The organism is Sphingomonas sp. 2R-10 (genome assembly GCF_030062225.1).
GTDB lineage: Bacteria > Pseudomonadota > Alphaproteobacteria > Sphingomonadales > Sphingomonadaceae > Sphingomonas.
In genome coordinates this window covers 1-17,315 of the sequence record NZ_JASCXF010000040.1, presented here as the reverse complement: position 1 = coordinate 17,315, position 17,315 = coordinate 1, and the positions used below count along the sequence as shown (strand labels likewise).

The window sequence follows — 17,315 nt, the reverse complement described above, 5'->3', positions numbered from 1 at the left end:
TCGTTACTGCTGTCCCTCAGGCTCTCCGTCCGCGCCCTCACCGTACCCCCGCGCAGGCGGGGATACGGGCGGCCTGACGATACCGGACTGTCGCGACGGTTTCCCCTCAGCGCGTCTGCATCCGGATGCCGATGCGGAACGACCGCCCGAGCAGATCCGAATAGGTGCTGTTCGCCGCCAGCCCGGTTTCGGGCAGCAGGATCGGTTCGCCGTTGAACACATTGGTGACGTTGAAGAACAGCTCGCCCTTCGCCCCGCCGCCCATGTCGATCTTGCTGGTCAGGTTGAGGTCGAAATAGGTCGCACCGTCGATGCGGTTGCTGTCGATCGTCGGAAATTGCAGCACGGTGCTGGCCGGACGCCCGACCGGGCAGTCGTTCGCGCAGACGATATAGTTGTTCGAATAGGTCCCGCCGCCGACCCCGCGCGCGGTGCCGGTAATCGCGAAGCTGTCGGTGTCATAGGTCGCGTTGAAGCGGTAGATCCACTTGGGCAGGCTGGCTCCGCCCAGCTGCCCGACGATATCGACCGGCACTACGTTCGGCACGCCGGCATCGGTGATGTTGTCGATATAGCGCGTCGCCAGCGCCTTCAGCGTCACATTGCCCGGCGCGTTGCCGAACACCTCGTCCAGCGCGACGCGATAGGTGGTGTCGAAATCGATGCCGCGCACCGTCTGCCGTGCGAAATTGAACGGGCTCGCGCGGAAGAACAGCTCGCGGTCACCCGTGGGATCGGGTCCATAGGCCGCGCAGAATTCCTGTCGCCCTTCGGCGCAGCGGTTGATGATGTCCTGCGCGAAATACTGGCCGATCGCGTCCTTCAGCCGGATCAGGAAACCGTCGGCCGAAAAGGAGAAGCCGGGCAGGAAGCGCGGTTGCAGCACCACGCCGACGCTGGTCGAATCGGCGACCTCGGGATCGAGGTTGATGTTGCCGGTGGTCGTTTCGCGGAACGTCACGCCGTTACGCCCTGTGAACGGATCGGTCAGCGTGTTGGTGCGCGACGTGCCCGCCTGGAACAGTTCGCTCAGGTTGGGCGCACGGATGTCGCGCGACCGGGTGACGCGGAACCGGATGTCTTCGACCGGCGCCCACGTCGTGCCGACCTTCCACGTCGTGACATAGCCCGACGTCGAATAGTCGGTCGCGCGCACCGCGCCGTTGAACTCGACCCCCGCCCCCAGCGGCACGACGGTTTCGAGATACGCTTCCTTGACGTCGTAGCTGCCGAAGGTCGGCAGGAAATTGCCGACCGACCATCCGGTCTGGAACTCGGTCGGGACGTTGCCCGACACCTCTTCCTTGCGATATTCGCCGCCCACCGCGACGCTGACGTCGCCGGCCCAGGTGGCGAACGGCACGACCGACAGGTTGATGCCGGCGACCGTCTGCTTGAGCGTCTGGTCGCGATAGGGATCGCCCAGCGCATAGTCGATCGATCCCTGGCTGGCGACGCCGATGCCGAGGCGGTTCATCGGCACGCAGCCATTGGTCGGCGCGGTCAGCGTGGAACGGCACACGATCGTCCCCGCCGCCACGCCCAGCGCATTGCCCGCGGGCGCGAACACCGCGTCGGTCGCATTGGCCATGCGCGTCACGTTCATGATGTCGCGCAGCTGCTCGCGCGCGTTGGTCTCGCCATATTGGCCATAGGCGCTCCACACCGCCTTGTTGCCGAACAGCTGGAAATTCCCCTCCGCGCCGATCGCATAGCGCTGCACGTCGCGCGAGCTGTTGTTCTTGCGGTACGGCAGGTCGACGGCGGTGGTGCCGAGCGTGACCGACGTGATCCCGGCCAGCCGCGCGGCGCCCAGCGTGTTGATGAGGTACGCATTGTCGGCGCGCAGCGCGGTGGTGGTCGACAGCTGCGGCCCGGCATTGAACAGCGTCTTCTGCCAGTTGTACGATGCCTCGCCGAACACCGTGATCCAGTCGGCCAGTTCGTAGCTGACGCGCCCGAACACGCCGTGGCGATCGTCATCGGCGTCGAGACCGATGTTGCGGCCCTGGTCGTTCAGCTGCCAGTCGCCGCCCTGCGTCCGGGTCGGCGCGGTGGCCCCGCCCGGCGCGGGCGAATTGAAGCTGCCATAGACGAACTGGTTCACCGACCCGCCCGGTCCGAAATACAGCCCGCGCAACCGGTTGGCGGTGCCGCCCGCCGAATTGAGGATGATGCCGCCCGGCGTCGCGTTGGCGACCCCGATCCGGTCGAGCGTCAGGAACTGCGACTGGCCGTTGGCATTGGTATAGGTCGGATTGGTCACAACGACGCGCCCGCGCGCATTCCATGCGCGATCGACCTGGAAGATGCCGTCGCGGTGGGCGACCTCGCCGCTCAGCAGCACATGGCCGCGCCCGCCCGCGAAGCTGGTCCCGCCCGCGACGCTGAACGAATAGTTGAAGCCGTCGCCATATTCGGTGATGCCGCTGTCGGCGGTGACCTTCAGCCCCTCATAGGTCTTGTCGAGCGCGAAGTTGACGACGCCCGCCACCGCGTCCGACCCGTATGCCGCCGACGCACCCCCGGTCACGATCTCGACGCTCTTCACCAGCGCCTGCGGAAAGGTGTTGATGTCGACGAGGCCCGTGACGCTCGATCCGACCGAGCGGCGCCCGTCGAGCAGCACCAGCGTGCGGATTTCCCCCAGCGCGCGCAGGTTCAGCGCGTTGATGCCGGCCAGACCCGAACTGATCGCAAGCCGCGAATTGGCCGGACGCAGGCTGCCCGCGACCGCCGGAATCTGGTTGACGAAATCGGCGAGGTTGTTGGTCGGCGAGCTGTTCTGGATGTCCTGCGCAGTCAGCACGGTCAGCGGCGTCGGCGACTGGAACCCGTCGCGCACGACGCGCGATCCGGTGACGAGGATTTCGTCGCCGCCGCCCTGTGCGGTCGGTTCCGCCGACTGCGGCGCGGTTTCGACCGGCGGCGCGGCGGTGTCCTGCGCGAACACCGGCGTGGCGATGCACAGCGCAGCAAGGCTGGTGGCGCGGGCCAGGGCCGGGAGATACCGCCGGAAAGGCATGGATGTCGTCATGGAAAGCTCCCCTTGCCCGCAGTTGGGCGAATGTTTGACGTAGGTCCTGCGGCCCCGCCGATCCGGTCGCGGGCTGTGCGCCCTACGCCGTTCGTGTCGGAACGTGAAAGCTGCGCGGTGGCGGGGATGCGCGTCAAGCCGGGCAGGCTTCTATCGCTTCGCCGCGCCATAGCCGCAGATTATACCGTAGCGGCACCATAAACGCTCCCTATGGGCCGACGCGCCCTTGTCATACCCTTGCCATGCGAAGCCGGTCCTAGAGATTGATCGATCTGGCTGGAACCGTCACCCCAGCGAAGGCTGGGGTCTCAGGCGGCTCTTGTCCCGTGCTACCACCGGAATATCCCAGCCTTCGCTGGGATGACGTCCGGTTCGATATCGATGGATCAAGCCCCTAGGTTCCCTGCCGCCGACCCAGCCCTGTTCGTTGCTTCGAACGCAGGGTCGAACCGAACAGATGGGGCGATCGAAGCGAAGGACAGTGCCGATGATGAACCGCCGCGCCTTTCTCCACGGATCGGCCGCCGCCGCGTTCCTTGCGCCGGTCGTGGCGCGCGCCGCGCCCGACGGCCTGTCGGCACCGATCGAGATCGTCGACGACATGTACGGCGTTCCGCATATCCGCGCCGCGTCGATCACCGATGCGTTCTACGGACAGGGCTATGTCGTCGCGCGCGACCGGCTGTTCCAGATCGACCTCGGCCATCGCCGCGAACTGGGCCGGCTGGCGGAGGCGTTCGGCGTCGACTTCGCGAAGCACGACGCCGCCGCACGGCTGTTCCACTATCGCGGCGACCTCAACGCCGAACTGCGCCGCATCCCCGCCGACGTGCTCGCCTGCGCCAAGGCCTATATCGCCGGGATCAATGCGCGCATCGACGAGGTCGTCGCCGACCCGACGCTGTTGCCGCCGGAATATGCGATCCTCGGCGTCCGGCCGATGAAGTGGGCGATCGAAGAGTTCGTCCTCGCCCGTGGCGGCGCGATCGGCAATGCCGATGACGAGATCCGCCGCGCCCAACTGGCGGCGATCGGCCTGCTGGAGCTGGACGCGATCGTCGCGCCGCTGCGGCCGAACTGGACGATGACGGTGCCCGAGGGCCTTGATACCGCAGCAATCTCGCCCGCCGATCTGGGCGTGTTGCGGCAGGGCGGCCTGCCCTTCGGCCCCGACACGCCGGTGCGCGATCCGGCCGAAGGGCCGATGGAGCGCGCCAATGCCGGCAGCAACGCATGGACCGTCGCCGCGAACCGCACCGCGACCGGCCGCCCGATCCTCGCCAACGACCCGCATCTGGGCATCGGCGGATTCGGCCCACGCCATGTAGCGCACCTGACCGCGCCGGGGCTGGACGTGATCGGCGGTGGCGCGCCGGGACTGCCGGGCATCATGCAGGGCCATACCGATCGCTTCGCCTTCGCGCGCACCAATTTCCATATCGACCAGCAGGACCTGTTCGTCCTCGACCTCGATCCCGCCGATCCCGAACGCTACCGCCACGATGGCGGGTGGAAGCGGTTCAAGAAGATCGACGTCGCGATCCCGGTGAAGGACAGCGCCCCCTATGTCGCGACGCTGCGCCATGCGGTGCAGGGGCCGGTAATCTCCTACGACCCGGCAAGGCGTCGCGCGACGGTGCTGGGGTCGATCGCGATGCAGCCGGGCGGCGGCGGGGCGTTCGCGATGGTGGCGATCAACCTCGCGCGCGACTGGGCTTCGTTGCGCAAGGCGTTCCGCCTGCACCCCTCCCCCACCAACTTTCATTATGCCGATATCGACGGCAATACCGGGTGGCAGGTGATCGGCTTCGCACCGGTGCGCAAGCGCGGCGACGGGTTGCTGCCGGTGCCGGGCGACGGTCGCTACGACTGGACGGGGATGCGCGACTTCGCGTCGCTGCCCAACGAATACAATCCGAAGAAGGGCTGGTTCGCGTCGGCCAACCAGAACAACCTGCCCGCCGACTGGCCGCGTGATCGCATCCCGGCCTTCTCGTTCCGCGCGCCCTATCGCTACGAACGGATCGCCGGCGTGCTGGCCGCGCAGCCCAAGCACAGCGTGGCCGACAGCGTCGCGTTGCAGTTCGACACGCTGTCGACCCCGGCGCGACAGCTGGTGGCGCTGCTGCCGGCCACCCCCTCGCCCGCCGGCGACATGCTGCGCGGCTGGGACGGGCGGCTGGCCGCCGACAGCGCGCCTGCCGCACTGTTCGAGATCCTGTGGCGCGACCTTGGCAAGCGGGTGCTCGCCGCGATCGTGCCGGCACGCGCCAAGGCGCTGGTGACCGAGATCGACCCGTCGGTGCTGCTGGGGCTGCTCATCCGTCCCGACGCCCGCCTGCCCGTGGCCGCGCGCGACGCGATGTTGCGCGACGCACTCGCCGCGGCATGGACCGGCGCGCAGGCGTTGCTCGGCGCGGACCCGGCGAAATGGCGCTGGGGCAGGCTGCATCAGGTGCGCATCGCCCACCCGCTGTCGCGCATCCCCGCCATCGCCGCCGCCTTCCCCGCGATCGAGGGCGGCGCGTCGGGCGGCGATTCCTACACCGTCATGGCGCGCTGGCTGGGCGATGGTCCCGGCTGGCGCGTCGGCGGCGGGGCGAGCTATCTGCAGGTGATCGACGTCGGCGCATGGGACAAGTCGGTATTCCTGAACCTGCCCGGCCAGTCGAACGATCCGCGTTCCCCGCACTATCGCGACCAGTTCGCACCGTGGATCGACGGACGGACGCTGCCGCTGCTGTTCAGCCGCACGGCGGTGGACAGCAAGGTCGCCCGGCGTGCTACGCTGCGGCCCATCCCGCAAAGGAACGTTCGATGAAGCACCTGCCTCTGATCGCCCTCCTCGCCGGCCTTGCCGGTCCGGCCGTGGCGATGGCACCGACGGTCGATGTCGTGATCCGCGGCGGCACGGTCTACACCGGCGCCGATAGCGGCCCCTTGACCGGCGACGTCGAGATCGCGGGCGACCGCATCGTCTATGTCGGCCCGAGCCGGGGTACGCCGGCCGCGCAGGTGATCGACGCCCGCGGACAGATCGTGGCGCCGGGCTTCATCGACGCGCACACCCATCCCGACAGCTATATCCGCTCGGAGGACGCGAAGGAGCGGCTCAACCTCCCCTGGCTGGCGCAGGGCGTGTCGACGATCGTCATCGGCGTCGACGGATACGGCACGCCCGACGTCGCCGACGATGCGCGCAAGCTGACCGCCGCCGGCATCGGCACCAACGTGGCGCCCTTCGTCGGCTTCGGCGCGGTGCGCGGGCGGGTGCTGGGACAGGACGACCGCGCGCCCTCCGCGTCCGAACTCGCCCGCGAAAAGGCGCTGGTGGCGAAGGCGATGTGCGAAGGCGCCTACGGCCTGTCGACCGGGCTCTTCTACGCACCGCAGAGCTTCGCGAAGACCGACGAGGTAGTCGCGGTCGCGCGCGAGGCGGCGATCCGCGGCGGCATGTACGACACCCACCAGCGCGACGAATCCAATTACACGATCGGCCTCATCGGATCGACGAAGGAAGCGATCGAGATCGGGCGACAGGCCGGAATGCCGGTCCATTTCGCGCATCTGAAAGCCTTGGGCGTCGACGTGCAGGGCAAGGCGCCCGAACTGATCGCAGTGATCGAGGCGGCGCGGAAAGCCGGACAGAACGTTACCGCCGACCAATATCCCTGGCTGGCGTCGGGCTCCAGCGTCGATGCCGCGCTCGTGCCCCGCTGGGCGAATGACGGCGGCTATCCGAAACTGATCGCGCGACTGAACGACCCGGCGACGCTGGCGAAGATCAAGGTCGAGATGACCGAAAATCTGCGCCGTCGCGGCGGCAGGGAATCGATCCTGCTGACCAGCGCGAACATGCCGTGGACCGGCACGACGCTGGGCCAGATGGCGACGCAGTGGAACCTCGACCCCATCGACGCCGCAATCAGGATTCTGCGCGTGGCCGATGCGAAGGGCAAGGAACCGGCGGGCGTCTCGGTCGCCAGCTTCAACATGATCGATGCCGATGTCGACCGCATCATGCAGCAGCCCTGGGTCGTCACCAGTTCCGACGGATCGAACGGCCACCCGCGCCAGTACGCGACCTTCCCGCGCAAGTACCAGACCTATGTCCGCGAGCGGAAGGTGATCGCGCTCAAGGACTTCATCCACCGCTCGACCGGCCTGACCGCGGACATGTACCGGATGGACCGACGTGGCTATCTCAAGCCCGGCTATTATGCCGATGTCGTGGTGTTCGACTCCGTCGGCTACGCCCCGCGCGCCGATTACGTGAACCCGCGCGTGCCGAGCGTCGGGGTGAAGGCGCTGTTCGTGAACGGGAAACTGGCGCTACGCGACAGCGCGACGACCGGCGCGGCGGCGGGGCGCGTCCTGTTGCGGCCGACGCCGAAACACTGTCCGGCGTAAGGATACCGTTGCCCCATCGCAGGCTGGGGGCCTCCCGCGGCGAGGCGCGCGTCCGATCACCGGGAGATCCCAGCCTGCGCTAGGATGACGTTCGTGGCAGTTGAAACCACCCCATAACCGAACGCTATACCTCGCCCCGACAGCATGATTGGGCGCGACCGCACCCCCCGCCCTATCCCGGTGTCCCGACAGCCAGCAGGGTGCGCGATGATCCCCGGTCCCTTCCTCCTCTACCTCGGCCATTCCGACGACGCGGTCGGCATCAAGACGTCGCGCGGCGTCGCCGCCTTTCGGCCCGACGAGTGCGTCGGCGAATGGCGGCACGACGACTGCCCGCTGACGCTGGGCCTGCCCCGCATGAACGCAGCCGAAGGACGCGCGGCCGGGGCCAATACGCTCATCCTCGGCATCGCCAATGCCGGCGGGCGGATGGGCGATGCGCTGGTCGAGGACTCGCTCGCCGCGATCGCGGCCGGCATGCATATCGCCTCGGGCCTGCATCAGCGGCTGCGCGACGTGCCGCGGATCGCGCAGGCGGCGCAGGATGCGGGCGTGCAGCTGTTCGACGTGCGCGATCCGCCCGCGAACCTGCCGGTCGGCAACGGTCGGCGGCGCGCCGGCAACCGGTTGCTGACGGTCGGCACCGACTGTTCGGTCGGCAAGATGTACACCACGCTGGCGCTGCGCAACGCGATGGTCGCGCGCGGGATCAGGGCGGATTTCCGCGCGACCGGCCAGACCGGCATCCTCATCGCCGGCTCGGGCGTCCCCGTTGACGCGGTGGTCGCCGACTTCATCTCGGGCGCGATCGAGACGATCACCCCCGCGCGCGACGACGATGGCTGGGACCTGATCGAGGGGCAGGGATCGCTGTTCCACCCGTCCTTCGCCGGGGTGTCGACCGGCCTGCTCCACGGGGCACAGCCGCGTGCGCTCGTGCTGTGCCACGACCCGGCGCGGGCGCACATGCGCGGGCTGCCGCATTATCCGGTGCCGGGGCTGGCCGAATGCCTCGCCGCCAACCTGTCGGTCGCGCGGCTGACCAGCCCGGACGTGCGGGCGGTCGGCATCGCGCTCAACACCGTGCAGCTCGACGAGGATGCGGCGCGCGCGCTGTGTGCCGAAACCGGCGACGCGCTGGGCCTGCCGTGTACCGACCCCTATCGCTTCGGCGCGGACCCGATCATCGACTGGATGCAGACATGCTTCGACATCTCGACGTCGCCCATGACCGTTTCGGCCTGAGCGCCCCCTTCCGCATCGCGCGGGGGGTCAAGACGGCGGCGGACGTCGTCACGGTGACGGTGCGGCAGGGCGCGACGATCGGCCGCGGCGAGGCGGTGCCCTATGCCCGCTATGGCGAGACGATCGAGGATACGCTAGCGGCGATCCGGGCGATCGCACCGCGGATCGGCGAGGGAGCGTCGCGGCGCGACCTGGCGGGGCTGCTGCCCGCCGGCGCGGCGCGCAATGCCGTGGATTGCGCGCTGTGGGACCTCGAGGCGCGACAGGCCGGGACCAGCGTGGCGCGGCTGCTGGACATCGCCGGGCCGGTGGCGCTGCCGTCCGCGATCACCATCGGGCTGGACACCCCCGACGCGATGGGGCGGGCGGCGGCGAAGGTGGCGAAGGTGCCGCTCATCAAGGTCAAGGTGGACGGGGCCGACCCCGCCGCACAGATCGCCGCCGTGCGGGCGGCGGCACCCGGACCGCGCCTGATCGTCGACCCGAACGAGAGCTGGACGATCGGAAGTTTGCACGCCCTGCGCGAACGGCTGGTCGAATGGCGGGTCGACCTGCTCGAACAGCCGCTGCCGGCGGGAGCGGACGGCGACCTCGCCACCTTCGACAGCCCGGTGCCGATCGCGGCGGACGAATCGCTGCACACCGCCGCCGGACTGGACGCACTGGCCGGGCGCTACGACGTGGTGAACATCAAGCTCGACAAGACCGGCGGGCTGACCGAAGCACTGGTGCTGGCGACCAGGGCGCGGGAAAAGGGATTCGGGTTGATGGTCGGGTGCATGGTGTGTTCGTCGCTGGGGATCGCGCCCGCGATGCTGCTGGGCACGCAGGCGGCGTTCGTCGATCTCGATGGCCCCTTGTGGCTGTCCGAAGACCGGCCGGGCGGCGTGACCGACCATGACGGCATGTTGTCGCCCCCCGCCCCCGGTTTCTGGGGCAGCGCCGGCTGATGCGCGGCTGGTTCGCGATACCGTTGTGGAAGCGCGTCGTCGCGGCGCTGCTGCTCGGCATCGCGATCGGGCTGCTGTGGCCGGAGGGCGCGGCGGCGATCAGGATCGTCGGCGACCTGTTCGTGCGCCTCATCAAGATGCTGGTCGTGCCGGTCGTGCTCATCACCATCGCCGCCGGCATCGCGTCGCTGGGCGATCCGCGGCGGCTGGGCGGGATCGGCGGGCGGACCGTGGCGCTGTTCGCGTTTACGACGCTGGTCGCGGTGTCGATCGGCATGGGCTTCGGGCTGTTGCTGCAACCGGGCAGCGGCATCGCGCTGGCCGGCGTCGCGCCGCATGTGCTGGGGCCGGCGGTGACGCCTGCCGACCAGCTGCTCGGCATCGTGCCGGTCAATATCGTCGATGCGCTGGCCAGGGGCGACATGCTCGCCATCATCTTCGTCGCGGTGCTGCTCGGCATCGCCAGCGTGGTATCGGGCGAAGCGGGCAAGCCGGTCGTGGCGCTGTTGCAGGGCCTCGCCGCCGTCCTCCTGCATCTGGTGCGGATCGTGATGGAAGTGACGCCCTTCGGGGTCCTCGCGCTCATCGCCAATGCGGTCGCGGGGGGCGGCATGGCGGTGTTCGTCCATGTCGGCTGGCTGGCGCTGTGCGTCATCCTCGCCTCGCTGGTGCAGATGCTGGTGGTTCATGCCGCGCTGCTCCGCTTCGTCGCGCGCTTGCCGGTGGTGCGCTTCTTTCGCGGGATCGTCGATGCGCTGATCGTCGCCTTCTCGACCGCCTCCTCCTCCGCCACGCTGCCGGTCGCGCTGCGCGTTTCGCAGGACAATCTCGGCATCGCCCGCCCGATCGCATCGACCGTGCTGCCGCTGGGCGCCAGCATCGGCAAGGACGGGACGGCGATGTATGTGGGACTCCTCGGCCAGTTCGCGTTGCAGGCTCTGGGAATCGTGCCCGATGCGTGGATGCTGTGCGTCATGCTGCTGACCGGCGCGCTGGCGGCGTTCGGCACCGCGCCCGTCCCCCCCGCCTCGCTGTTCATGCTGGCCGCCATGCTGGGTGCGGTCGGGGTCGGTGCGGAACAGACCGCGTTGGTCGTCGGCCTCGTCCTCCCGTTCGACCGGCTGCTCGACATGACGCGCACCGTGCCGTCGGCCAGCGCCAACCTGACCGTCGCGACGCTGGTAGCGCGGGCGGAGGACGGGCTGGACGAGGCGCGCTATCGGGGCCACACGGCGACATGAACCTGCGCCACATCGAGATTTTCCACGCGGTCTATGTCAACGGATCGGTCAGCGCGGCGGCGCGCGCGCTCAACATCTCGCAGCCGTCGGTGTCCAAGACGCTGCGCCATGCCGAGACGCTGCTGGGGTTCGAACTGTTCCAGCGGACCAACAGCCGCCTCGTCCCCACCGAGGACGCGCACGCCCTGTTCGGCGACGTCGCCGACATTCAGGAACGGGTCCGCGCGCTGCGCGAGGCCGGCCGCAACCTGCGCAGCGGCGGCGGCGCGACGCTGCGCATCTCGGCGCTGCCCAGCCTCGCGCTCGGCGCGCTGCCGACCGCCGTCGCGCGGTTCATGGCGCGTCGCCCCGACGTCCGCTTCGACCTCCAGACCGTCCATCACGACGACCTGCTGCGCAAGCTGTACGAGCGCGAGACCGATATCGCGATCGCCGCCGAAGTGCCGCGCGGCGCGCCGCTGGGAAAGGTGTGGCTGGGCGAGGGTGAGCTGGTCGTGCTGTACCGCGACGGCGATCTGGCGCACGCCCCCGGCCGCATCGAACTGCCGCAGTTGCGCGGCCATCCGTTCATCACCCTCGCCGCCAGCGGGCCGATCGGACAGTTGTTCGCGCAGGAGCTGGAACGGCTGGGGCTGGAACTGGACGAGGTCGCGTCGGCGCGCACCTTCTACATCGCCGCCGCGCTGGTGCGCGCGGGCGTGGGGCTGAGCGTGGTCGACAGCTTCACCGCCGAGGCGTCGCTGGCGGACGGCCTCGCGATGCGGCCGCTCAAACCCTCGCTGACCTTCGACGTCCACGCGATGCACCTGCTCGACCGACCGCCCAGCGCGCTGGCCAGCGAGTTTCTGGGGGTATTGCGCGAGGTGATCGAGGCGCCTTGAGAGGCCGTACTCCCGCAGGCGGGGGTACAGGCGGCGGCTATAAGCGGCGTCGAGCGCGTAACGTACCCCCGCGCAGGCGAGGGGCCAGGGTAACGGACCGCACCACTCATGGCTCTAGGCCCCCGCCTGCGCGGGGGTACGCTTGATCGTCGGCCACCAGCATCGCCGCTGGGGTGACGTGTACAGTCGGATGGGCCAAGCCCTAAATCCTTGATCCGGCATCGAACGCCGCCACCACCGCGTCCCCGGTCGCCGGCCGCAGCCCGAAAATCCCGCTGTCGAAATGCCGCGTCGGATGCACCCGGTTGGTCAGCAGCGTCCACGCCAGCCCCCGGTCGAAATCGACCCACAGCCCGGTGCCGGTGAACCCGGTATGGCCGATCGTGCCCGCCGAACACGCCTGCCCCCCGGACCAGCCCGGAAAGCGGATTTCCCAGCCCGCCGTGCGGTGCCCCTCCACCGGGGTGCGGATCGCCGCCAGCATCGCGTCCGACGCCCCGCTGCCGTCGAGCAGCCCCGATGCGAAGTCGAGCACGCCGTCGACCGTCCCGAACAGCCCGGCATGTCCGGTGCGCCCGCCCATCGCGAAGCAATTCTCGTCGTGCACCTCGCCCGCCAGCACCCGCCCGCGCCACTGGCAATGCTCGGTTGCGACCGCCGGCCCCGGCGGCGGTCCCCAGCTCAAGCCCCGGCCCGGCGGCAACGCGTCGAGCCCGGCGCCGGTGATCCGTTCGATCGCGATGCCCAGCAGGATGAAGTTGATGTCCGAATAGACCGACGGCCCGTGCCGCCATTCGCGTTGCAGGACGAAGGCGCGCAGCCGGGCGGGGTCGTCGCCATAGGTATAGATCGGCTCGACCGCCGGCAGGAAGGTGCGGTGGACGAGGCAGTCGCGAAACGTCAGCCGCCGCTCCGCCGCGCCGCCCACGTCATATTGCCGCAGGTCGGGAATGGCATCGGTCAGCGGCCGGTCGAGGTCGATGCGGCCGTCGTCGGCCAATTGCAGGACGAAGCGGGTGGTCGCGATCACCTTGCTGACCGACGCCAGATCGAACCAGTGGTCGCGCGTCAGCGGCTCCGGCGTCGGCACGCGCTGCGCAAGGCCCGCGACGCGCACCGCGCGCGTGCCGTTGGCGGTGACGATGCCCAGCATCGCGCCGGGGATGCGCCCGGCGTCGACGGCGGCGGCGGCGTGGGCGAAGGCTTCGTCGATCATGCGTCGTCCTCGCGCGCGCGCACCCGCGCCAGCGCCGGCAGCAGCGGGATCGCGGCAAGGCTCAGGGCGCCCGACAGCAGGAAGAACCCGTCATAGCCGATGGCACCCACCATCGTTCCCCCCGCCCCGGCCAGCATCCTCGGCAACAGGAAGGCGAAGCCGGTCAGGAACGCATATTGCGCGCCGGGATAGCGCGGGTTCACCAGCAGCGAGAGATAGACGACGAACACCGCGCCCGCGAAGCCGTTGCCGAACTGGTCGAGCCCGGTGGCGATATACAGCATCGCCTCGCTCACCTGCCGGTGCGCCAGCCAGACGAAGCCGAAATTGCCGATCGCCGCCAGCACCGCGCCGATCGCCAGCGCCCACAGCATCGACCGGCGCATGACCAGCCAGCCGCCCAGCCCCACGCCGACCATGCTGGCGGCCAGCGCGACGACCCCGTCGGCGCGGCCGATCTGGCTGAGCGAATAGCCGAGGTCGCGGATCATCGGCTTGGACAGGTTCAGCGCCAGCACGTCGCCCATCCGGTACAGCGACACGAACACCATCAGCAGGATCGCGGCAAAGGCATAGCGCCAGAAGAAGTCGACATACGGCCCGATCGCGGTCGAGGTGCGCGCGCCGTGCGTCGGCGGCAGGTTGCGGATCCATGGCACCGCGACCGCCATGGCGAGGAACGGGACCATGCACAGCCCCAGCACCCATGGCGTGACGTTGCTCTGCGCATCGATGCCGATCCGCTCCGCCGCGCCGAGCAGCAAATATCCGACCCCGGCGGTGACCGCGCAGGCCAGGCCGAGGATGACGACGCTCGCCCCCAGCCCCGTCGCCAGCGCCACGCCCCGCCCGCCGCCGCCGGTCCCTTCGGCGCGCATCGCCACCAGGATCGGGAACGGCAGGAACGCGGCCACCGCGATCAGCAGATAGGCGAGCGTCCATCCGCCGGTGTCCGCCAGCAGCAGCGCGCCGCTGCCCGCCGCGACCATCGCGGTGCGATAGCCCCACAGGTTCGCGGCGACGATCGGCCCCTGCTGGTCCTGCGTCGGGAACAGCTCGATCCGCCACGCATCGGCGGCGACCTCCAGCGTGGTGGTCCAGAAGGCGAGCAGCACCGCGAACAGCGCGGTAACGGCCAGGTTGCCGTCGGCCGAGGTCAGCGCCATCGCCACCATCGCCGAAATGATGCCGAGCTGCGCCAGCATGATCCACCCGCGCCGCTTGCCCCAATAGCGGCTGAACCCCGGCACGTCGTAGCGGTCGAGCAGCGGCGCCCACACGAACTTCAGCGTCGGCAGAAGTTGCACCCACGCGAAGAAGCCGAGCACCGCCAGCGCGACGCCATGCGCCTGCAACCTGAGGCCGAGCACCGTCGAGAACATGTAGAAGGGCAGCCCGGCGGAAAAGCCGAGCAGGCCGTACACCAGCATCGCCCGGCGTCCGGGATGGACGGCGGGTGGCGACGGCGGCGGGACCGCGGCGGCGGCGGATGCGGTCATGGCGGCTCCACGGATAAAGCGCGAACCTCCGGCGATCGGGGGGGTGAAGTCAACCGGGCCATGACCCGCGGTTATGGCCCGGGTCGTGCTTTTTGGGGGGCGGCCGGCGACAGGTCGCAGCCGGACAGGGCGGGTCGGGTCCGATCGACGGGAGATTCCGGACGCCGCTTCGCCCTACCCCGCCTGCAACCCCCATTGGTCGTAGCGGAACGGCCGCTTCCCCAGCCGGAACCGCTGCGCATCGACCGGCTCGACCGGCTCGCTGCCGCCGATCCCCGGCACCATCCAGCCGGGAATCGCGATGCGATCGATCGTCCCCCCGAACGGCCCGGAGAGCGGCCGCGGCAGGTCGAGCAGCAGGTCGCGCGCGCCCAGCCGGGTCGCGACCGCCTCGGCCGGGTCGAACGGGGCGATGTCCCTGAAGCGCTTGCGGAAATCCAGCGCGACTTGCCGCGCGGTCTGGAGCGCGACGGTGGCACCGCCGCTCAGGTCGTTGCCATGGCTGGTCCATGCCGCGCTCCCCGACGCGGCCACCGCCGCCAGCGCGTCGGGGTGCAGCGCGTCCTCGACCAGCCGGCGGTTGTCGCGCGGGATGACGATATCGGGCGTCGCCTCGATCAGGCGCAACGTCGCCTCGAGCTGGATCAGGTTCGGATAGGGGCTGCGGTCCGAGCTGCCGCCCAGACCGTGGAACGCCGCCGTCCGGCCGAGCAACGCCGCGAGGTCGCGCCCGGCCGGGCGCAGCACGATCGCGCGCGCCGCTGCGAACGCGCCGCGATCGGCGCGCGGGTGGCGGTGCAGGCGGCCGATGCGCTGCAACAGCACGTCGATCGGCGCGAGGTCGGTGATGAGCAGGTCGGCATCGATGTCGAGCGACTGTTCGAGCGTCTGGGTGCCGACCAGCACCTGCCCGCCGGCCTTCCGGCCCTTGCCGAACGCCTGCGTCACCGCGTCGTCGAGTTGCCTGCGATCGCACGGGGCGAAGCGGCCATGATGCAGCGTCGCGACGGCCGCGACCTTGAACGCCAACTCGTCCGCCTGTTCGGCGACCGCCTGCGCCACCGCGATCGCGCCGGGCACGCTGTTGCGCACGACCAGCACCGCCGCGCCCGCCCGGGCCGCAGCGACCGCCCGGGCGGCGATGGCCTGCGCGTCATCGAGCAAAGGCGCGACCTCGATCCGCACCGGCTTGCCGCCCGCCCGTCCCCGCGCCGCGACCGGTGGCAGGGTGCTGCCCGACAGCGCGGGATAGGGCACGGCGGCGGCATCGGCCTGCGACGGCACGGGATGCCGGTGCAGCAACCGCGCCCGCGCCGCAGCGCCCAGCGTCGCCGACAGCAGCAGCGCCCTGCCCCCCGCCGCGACATGATGGTCGAGCAGCCGTTCGAGCAGTCCGGTCATGTACGCGTCCGACGCATGAACCTCGTCGACGACCAGCAGGCTGCGGGTCAGCACGCTCGACCGGAACAGCGCGTGCTTGATCGGCAGCACGCCCAGCAGCGCCTGGTCGATCGTGCCGACCGCGACCCGCGCGGCGAGGAAGCGGTTGGCGCGCTCCGCCGCCCAGCGTTCGTCGCCCGCTGCGCCGTCGTCCCAGCGGACCGCATAGCCCGGCAGCGCCTGCCCCTTCGCATCACCCGCCTGCAGATAGCCGGGCACCGCCAGCACCGCCTCGATCCCGCCCGGACCCCAGACACGCTGCAATATGGCGTTCACCCGCCGGTGCAACTGCACCGCCGCCGACCGGGTCGGCAGCGCGAAGAACAGCCCGTCGACCGCGCCCCGCCGCCGCAGTTCCAGCCAGCGCCACAACGCCGCCTCGGTCTTGCCCGACCCTGTTTCCGCCTCGATCAGCGCCACCGGGCCGAGATCGTCGCGCGCGGCGTCGGTCTGGAACGGGAACGGATCGAAGCCCAGCGCGCCTTTGAAATCGCCGGGCGGCGTATCGAGCGGCAGGAACCCCCGCGCCTGCGCCGCCGCCGCGACCTGTTCGTCACGCAACACCGCGCGTGCCGCGCCATGGGGACCATCGACCGGAAAACGCGCTTCGTCCGACCCCAGCCAGTCGGCCAGCGTCACCAGCCCGGCGAACAGCGCGACGAAGCGCGGCGCATCGGGCAGCGGCGGTCCGGCCTCCCACGCCAGCGGCCAGCGGGTCCGCACCGCATCGAGCAGCGGCAGCACGGCGGCGGCGGGATCGCCATCGGCCTTGGGCATCCAGTGCTTCGTATAGTCCGTCCAGTCTTTGAACGCGGCATCGCTGGCGAACGCCTTCAGCGGCCGGCCGTGATGCGCCATGACGGCGGCGAAATGCTCGGTCGCGCCCCAGTCGGCGAGCATCGCATGGATCGCGACCGCCACCGGCGTCCGGCACAGCTGCGACTGGGTCAGCAGCGCCGCGACCGGCGCGGTATGGCCGACCGGCTCGCGCTTCGGATCGATCCGCGCCTGAAACCCGCGATTGGCCTTGCCCAGATCGTGCAGCGCCATCAGCACGACCAGCCGCGCGACATCCTGTCCGGTGAGCGGGCGGCCCGCCGCCGCTTCGAGCGGGCCCGCCCATGCCTGCAAAACCGCCTCCCCCGCTGCGCCGACGTCGAGGCAGTGGTCCACCAGCGGCAGCGCGGCGATCGCGACCTTGTCGTCGTTGCGGATCAGCTTGGCCCAGGGCCGTGGCAGGTCGTTGGTCATGGCGGGCAAGCGTAACGGTGGGAAGCGGCACCGCAAGCGGAACCGGATCGGCTGTGGCGGCAGGCGCGCCGGTTGATACATCCGAAACGGACATGATCTGCCCGCCGCCGGTTCCACGCGCGGCGCCCACCGCATCCTGCCACCC

At 70.1% G+C, this 17,315-nt stretch carries 10 protein-coding genes; 6 read left to right on the top strand and 4 right to left on the bottom strand.

Going from position 1 to position 17,315, the window contains the following annotated elements:
- Nucleotides 1-106: 106 nt before the first annotated feature.
- Nucleotides 107-3,037: a TonB-dependent receptor plug domain-containing protein gene (locus QLH51_RS16175; RefSeq protein WP_206429253.1), complete on the bottom strand. Its 2,931-nt coding sequence runs from the start codon at nucleotides 3,035-3,037 to the stop codon at nucleotides 107-109.
- A gap of 487 nt (nucleotides 3,038-3,524) precedes the next feature.
- Here QLH51_RS16175 and QLH51_RS16170 point away from each other — a divergent pair, with 487 nt between their 5' ends.
- The 6 genes from QLH51_RS16170 to QLH51_RS16145 all read left to right on the top strand — a co-directional run bounded on the left by QLH51_RS16170 (nucleotide 3,525) and on the right by QLH51_RS16145 (nucleotide 11,764).
- Nucleotides 3,525-5,858, top strand: a complete 2,334-nt coding sequence (locus QLH51_RS16170) for a penicillin acylase family protein (RefSeq protein WP_125661561.1) — start codon at nucleotides 3,525-3,527, stop codon at nucleotides 5,856-5,858.
- Nucleotides 5,855-7,447 (top strand): N-acyl-D-amino-acid deacylase family protein, encoded by a 1,593-nt coding sequence (locus QLH51_RS16165; RefSeq protein WP_125661564.1) that lies wholly within the window; start codon nucleotides 5,855-5,857, stop codon nucleotides 7,445-7,447. The genes QLH51_RS16170 and QLH51_RS16165 overlap by 4 nt, the downstream gene beginning before the upstream one ends.
- A gap of 207 nt (nucleotides 7,448-7,654) precedes the next feature.
- Nucleotides 7,655-8,692 carry an N-acetyltransferase DgcN gene (gene dgcN, locus QLH51_RS16160; RefSeq protein WP_125661567.1) on the top strand — a complete coding sequence of 346 codons (1,038 nt, stop codon included), beginning with the start codon at nucleotides 7,655-7,657 and terminating at the stop codon, nucleotides 8,690-8,692.
- The gene (dgcA, locus tag QLH51_RS16155) at nucleotides 8,650-9,642 is read left to right on the top strand and encodes an N-acetyl-D-Glu racemase DgcA (protein WP_125661570.1); all 993 of its coding nucleotides are present in this window, start codon (nucleotides 8,650-8,652) and stop codon (nucleotides 9,640-9,642) included. Before dgcN ends, dgcA begins: the two co-directional genes overlap by 43 nt.
- A complete protein-coding gene (locus tag QLH51_RS16150) occupies nucleotides 9,642-10,883 on the top strand; it encodes a dicarboxylate/amino acid:cation symporter (protein WP_125661572.1) in 1,242 nt (413 codons plus the stop codon). The genes dgcA and QLH51_RS16150 overlap by 1 nt, the downstream gene beginning before the upstream one ends.
- Nucleotides 10,880-11,764 carry a LysR family transcriptional regulator gene (locus QLH51_RS16145; RefSeq protein ID WP_125661575.1) on the top strand — a complete coding sequence of 295 codons (885 nt, stop codon included), beginning with the start codon at nucleotides 10,880-10,882 and terminating at the stop codon, nucleotides 11,762-11,764. Before QLH51_RS16150 ends, QLH51_RS16145 begins: the two co-directional genes overlap by 4 nt.
- A 202-nt stretch (nucleotides 11,765-11,966) precedes the next feature.
- Here QLH51_RS16145 and QLH51_RS16140 read toward each other — a convergent pair whose 3' ends face one another.
- From QLH51_RS16140 to cas3, 3 genes are all read right to left on the bottom strand, one after another.
- On the bottom strand, nucleotides 11,967-12,980 hold the full coding sequence (locus QLH51_RS16140; protein ID WP_125661578.1) for a serine hydrolase domain-containing protein: 1,014 nt from the start codon (nucleotides 12,978-12,980) through the stop codon (nucleotides 11,967-11,969).
- The gene (locus QLH51_RS16135; RefSeq protein ID WP_283514641.1) at nucleotides 12,977-14,479 is read right to left on the bottom strand and encodes a permease; all 1,503 of its coding nucleotides are present in this window, start codon (nucleotides 14,477-14,479) and stop codon (nucleotides 12,977-12,979) included. The genes QLH51_RS16140 and QLH51_RS16135 overlap by 4 nt, the downstream gene beginning before the upstream one ends.
- A gap of 174 nt (nucleotides 14,480-14,653) precedes the next feature.
- A complete protein-coding gene (cas3, locus tag QLH51_RS16130; protein ID WP_164516261.1) occupies nucleotides 14,654-17,170 on the bottom strand; it encodes a CRISPR-associated helicase Cas3' in 2,517 nt (838 codons plus the stop codon).
- Nucleotides 17,171-17,315 lie beyond the last annotated feature (145 nt).